The 5,283-nt window shown below is 60.1% G+C and carries 4 protein-coding genes; 1 reads left to right on the plus strand and 3 read right to left on the minus strand.

Features of this window, described 5'->3' with window-relative positions:
• Nucleotides 1-330 precede the first annotated feature (330 nt).
• The 3 genes from VMH22_08980 to VMH22_08990 form a co-directional block, all read right to left on the minus strand.
• Entirely contained in the window at nt 331-1,638 is a 1,308-nt protein-coding gene (locus VMH22_08980; GenBank protein ID HTW91828.1) for a nucleotide sugar dehydrogenase, read from the minus strand.
• An 83-nt stretch (nt 1,639-1,721) separates the two neighbouring features.
• Complete coding sequence (locus VMH22_08985; protein HTW91829.1) at nt 1,722-2,882, minus strand: DegT/DnrJ/EryC1/StrS family aminotransferase; 1,161 nt, start codon at nt 2,880-2,882, stop codon at nt 1,722-1,724.
• Nucleotides 2,879-4,699, minus strand: a complete 1,821-nt coding sequence (locus VMH22_08990) for a Gfo/Idh/MocA family oxidoreductase (protein HTW91830.1) — start codon at nt 4,697-4,699, stop codon at nt 2,879-2,881. Before VMH22_08990 ends, VMH22_08985 begins: the two co-directional genes overlap by 4 nt.
• Nucleotides 4,700-4,731: 32 nt before the next feature.
• Between VMH22_08990 and VMH22_08995 the strand changes: the two genes are divergently transcribed.
• Nucleotides 4,732-4,971 (plus strand): hypothetical protein, encoded by a 240-nt coding sequence (locus VMH22_08995; GenBank protein HTW91831.1) that lies wholly within the window; start codon nt 4,732-4,734, stop codon nt 4,969-4,971.
• Nucleotides 4,972-5,283 lie beyond the last annotated feature (312 nt).

The raw sequence follows: 5,283 nt of genomic DNA on the forward strand, positions 1-5,283 counted from the left end.
GCGAGAATGATGCCTTTCATGATCAGGCCAAGGTTGAGGTTGAGAACTTCGTCATGTGATCCGTGGTCATCTGGTCCTTAGTCCGTGGTCGGCGAAGAACCTGTCCAGAAGCCGGCGCTTTCGCGAGCCAGCCGCTCCTTGAGCGGTCGCCACCATTCCGGATGTTCACGGTACCAGTCCACGGTCCTGTACAGGCCGTCTTCGAACCGGATTTCGGGTCGCCGTCCGAGTTCGCCCGCGACGTTCGGCGTTGTCGAGTGCCCAGGAACGCGGACGGCAAGACTCGAGGAGGAGGTTGAAAGCACCGCGAAGCAGAGTCCTGCCAATCCGCTACGCTCCAACAACGTTCTCTGCCCGCTCAGTGTAGACTCCACGCGCGTCCACTATCAGCTTGGCATGACGCTGAATCGTCTTGTAGTCAAAGGCCTTGTGGTCGGTGGCAATAAGCACGCAGTCGAAACCGGCGATCGATGCTGCGGTCAGCGGGACGCTCTTCAAGTCGAAAGAGTGCTCCCTCATCTTCGGGAACACCGCAATATGGGGGTCAGAGTACGCGATGACCGCATCCTTGCTCCGGAGCAGTTCCATGATCTCCACGGACGGAGATTCACGCATGTCGTCCACGTCCCTCTTATAGGCTATTCCCAGCACCAGAACCTGGCTGCCTTTCAGGGCCTTGCCCCGGCTGTTCAGAGCCTCTACGACCTTCGATACAACCCACTCCGGCATCGCGCGGTTGATCTCTCCGGCCAGCTCGATGAACCGGGTGTTGACTCCGTACTCGCGGGCCTTCCAGGTAAGGTAGAACGGGTCGATCGGAATGCAGTGTCCGCCCAGGCCGGGCCCCGGGTAATACGGCACGAAGCCGAACGGCTTGGTCGCGGCGGCGCGGATGACCTCATGGATGTCGATACCCATCCTGTCCCCAACCATCTTCATCTCGTTGACCAGTCCTATGTTCACCGCCCGGTGGATGTTCTCGAGCAGTTTGGTCATCTCGGCGACCCGAGTGGAACTGACCGGAACCAGTTTGTCTATCACCTGCCCGTACAGCGCTGTGCCGACTTCAAGACAAGCAGGCGTGTGGCCACCGACAACCTTGGGAATAGTGCGAGTTGTGAAGTTGGGGTTGGCCGGGTCTTCGCGCTCGGGAGAGAAGACGAGGAAAACGTCTTTGCCGACTTCGAAACCCCGCGATTCGATCCGGGGTTTGAGTTCTTCGTCGGTCGTGCCGGGCCAGGTGGTGCTTTCGAGCGACATGACCTGTCCGGGCCGCAGGTGGGGAACAAGTGAATCCACCGTGTTGATGACAAAGCTCAGGTCAGGTTCTAGATGCCTGTCAAGTGGGGTCGGCACGCAAAGAATCAGAGCGTCGGGCTCGCCGGCCCGAGCGAAGTCGGTGGTTGCCTCAAACCCGCCGGCCCGGGCCGCTTTGATGGCTTCGGCCTTGATGTGGGCAATGTAGGTCTCTCCCTTGTTCAGGCGTTCGACCTTGGTCTGGTCGATATCCAACCCGAGCACGCGATACCCGACTTCCTGGTATCTCAGCATCAGGGGCAAACCGACATAACCGAGCCCGACGATGCCGATGACAGACTGCTTGACGTTGAGCCTCTTTATCAGCTCGCTCTTCGTCACACGGAAGTCCTTTGTTCGGAGTTCTTGATTCTTGGTTGCTGGTTCACAGTTCCTGGATCGTGGTTCATGGTCAGAGGTTTGCCTCATTCCCTGTGGAACGTCACGATTGAGTCGACCACGTAGCGGGCCTGGTCATCGCTCAGTTCCGGGTAGACCGGAACAGCCAGCGTCTCATTTGCCGCCTTCTCACTCTCGGGAAGGTCACCGGTTCTCTGCCCGATGTAGGCGAAGCACTCTTGGAGGTGAAGCGGCAGCGGGTAATAGACCTCAGTGCCGATGCCTCTTTCCTTCAAAAAGGCCTGCAGCTCATTGCGGCGCGAGACGCGTATCACATACTGATTCACGACGTGGCGGTTGCCGTTCATCTTTGCCCGTTCTTCGTCCATCGTTCCGGAAGAGAACGGAATCTCTGGGAGCTGGAGGAGGCCGGAGGAGACAAGGCCTGATTCACGGAAGAGGCGGTAGTAGCGCTGCGCGTTGGTTTGGCGGCCTGCTGTCCAGCCATCGAGGTGCTTGAGCTTTGCCAGCACAATCGCGGCTTGGAGCGTGTCGAGTCGGAAGTTACCGCCGACTAACCTGTGGTAGTACTTGGGTTTGGAGCCGTGCGCCCTTAGTACGCGGAGCCGGTCGGCTCGTTCGGTGTCATTGGTCGTCACTATCCCGCCGTCGCCGAAAGCACCGAGGTTTTTGGAAGGGAAGAAAGAGAAGCAACCGTAGTGGCCGATGGAGCCTGCACGTTTGCCCTTGTACTCGGCGCCGATCGCCTGCGCGCCATCCTCGACGACGATCAGGTCGTGCCGCTCCGCGACATCCATAATAGGGTCCATGTCAGCCATCTGGCCGTAGAGGTGGACCGGCAGGATCGCCTTCGTTCTGTTCGTACAACGTTCTTCGATTCTCGTTGGGTCGATGTTGTACGTGACCGGGTCAATGTCGACGAAGACCGGTTTGGCACCGAGCCGGGCGATACAGCCGGCAGTGGCGAAGAAGGAGTACGCGGTGGTGATGACCTCGTCGCCGGGGCCGATTCCCTCAGCCATGAGTGAAATCAGCAGCGCATCGGTGCCGGACGAGACACCGACGGCGTGCGCGCACCCGCAGTACTTTGCGATGGCTTCTTCGAGTGCCTTGACCTGCGGGCCGAGGATGAACTTCTGCGATTCGCAGACCTCGGCAAACGCCGCGTCGATTTCGGGCCTTATGGATAGGTACTGAGCCTTCAGGTCGAGCAATGGCACGTTCATGTTGCTTCCTCCTTCGTCTTCTTGTCCCTAGTCTTACGCGTCCGCGGCGGACGTCGAGAGGTCGAGGCTGAGGTCGGGGTAGAGGTTGAACGACGGAACTCGCGGTAGGGTTTGGTGCCCTTCGATAGCTCCGATGGCAACGGGAGCTCTTCGTCGAGGTCGAGGCTCTGCAGGGTCCCGGGAAACTCCTCCCGGTATCGCTGGCCGCTTTCCGGACAGACCATGATGCCCTGCGCATCGGGCGGGCCAAGCTTCTGCCCGTGCCTGCTCATCCATCCTGTCCGGCGAGCCGGGTTGCCCACCACCATCGCGTAGTCAGGAACATCCTTGGTCACGACCGCCCCCGCTGCCACGAAAGCGTACCGGCCCACAGTCGTGCCGCAGACGATGGTGGCGTTCGCTCCGATGGTGCAGCCGCGCATAAGCACAGTCTGCTCGTACAGGGCGTGGCGGTTGATCTCGGACCGCGGATTGGAGACGTTGGTCAGTACGCACGAAGGCCCGAGGAAAACGTCGTCCTCGATGATTACTCCAGTGTAGACCGAAACGTTGTTTTGAATCTTCACATTGTTGCCGATGACTGCGCCGCCATCCACGTTGACGTTCTGACCGAGGACGCAGCGCTCGCCAATCTTGGCGCCCGACATCACGTGGGCGAAGTGCCAGATTTTGGTGCCGGCGCCGATAGCCGCGCCCTCATCAACGCGGGCGGTCTCGTGAACGAAGTAAGGCTGAGCGGGGCCTGAGGTTGAAGTCGAGCTTGAGCGAGTGACATCCGGGAGAGAGATGACAGCGCCGTTGTTCTGGAGCGAACGCTGGCAGGCGTCGAGCAACTCCAGCACACGCAAACCCTCGGGTCCATCGGTCAGCGGTGGCTTTCGGGTCTCCAAGCATTCAAGGAAGGCGAGGCACTCGGCTCTCAGTGGTTCGGTGGTTTCTACCGGCACGACCTCGGCTTCGGCCTTCACCGCTGTGGGCACACGGTTCTTCCACTCGACCTTGTGCGGATAGGTCACGAGCTTGTCCTTGGCCGTGTCTTCAAAGACAGCCATCTTGTCGGAGCCAACGACCACGAGCCGCTGCTCTTTGAAGGGGTGAAGCCAGCTCACGAATATGTGGGCCCGGACTCCACTGGGGAAGGAGAACTGGCTGACCGTGATGTCGCAGACCCCGCGGCTCAGGTAATCCCCACCCTGGCATGAGGCCGCAGCCGGCATCTCGCCGAGCAAACCGAGCATGACCGAAACATCGTGTGGGGCAAAGCTCCAGAGGATGTTCTCCTCCGTGCGCAGCTTGCCGATGCTCAGCCGGTTCGAGTAGATGTACTCGACCTTGCCCAACTCTCCACCGTCTACCATCTCCTTGAGCTTGCAGACTGCGGGATGATAGCGCAGAATGTGGCCGACCATCAGAATTCGTCCCTGGCTCCGTGCCAACTCCACGAGTTCCGTCCCTTGCTCTACCTGAAGGGCCAGGGGTTTCTCAACAAAGACGTCCTTGCCTGCCGTAAGAGCGGTTCGCGCAAGGTCGAAATGAGTGGCGGCCGGGGTGGCAATGGCGACCGCACTGACTTCGGAATCCGCGAGGCAGTTCTCAACCCTTGAACAACGTTTCACTTCGGGACTCGTCTTCGGGGCGTCGAGCCGTGACCGGTCCGTGTCGCAGACCGTGCGCAAAGTGCCGAGGTCGTCGAACGTGCGGACGAGATTCTTGCCCCAGCCGCCGGCGCCAACGACCGCCACGCGCTGCTTCGCAGCAGATTGAGGCGGACGTCGGGAGGTCGTCTCTTCGTCCTTCGTCAGGTTGTCTTTAGTCATGAGGTCCGGCCCCGTCTTCGTGACCGGTAGTAGTGCCGAAACCGGGTCACGGACATCTCGATTCCGACATCGGTTGGTGTGTCGGGCTTGAAGCCAACGTCCCAGATGTGCGCGTCGACGTCGGCGAAAGTCTCCTCGACATCGCCGGGCTCCGCGGGGAAGAGGTGCTTCTCGGCTTTCCCGCCAAGGAACCTCTCCGACAACTCGACAGGGGACAGGAGGTTAACTGCCGTGTGGTTGCCGGTATCATACAGGACATGATGACAGGTTAGCGTAGAGGTCAAGGATCAAGGTCGAAGCAACGGCTTCGGTCGAGGTTAAGCTTATGGCGGAGAAGGGGAGAGACCCGCAAGCCAGGCGAGCCCGTCCCGGAATGGTTGGCGTTTCTTTACGCTGAGTTCTCGGACAGCACATCCGCTGACGTGGGAACGACCTGCCGCTATACGTCAGCATCTGCGGGATGGGCTGATTGTACCTATTGGGAATACTGTGGAGTGAAGGTGCGGTGTGGACGCGTGCCTCATCCAGCCACCGGTTCCCCACCTTTGCGCACTCGACATAAAGCGTGCCCGGGGAGTTCCAGC

The sequence above is a fragment of the bacterium genome (assembly GCA_035505375.1).
Classification (GTDB): domain Bacteria; phylum Hydrothermota; class Tepidihabitantia; order Tepidihabitantales; family Tepidihabitantaceae; genus UBA2258.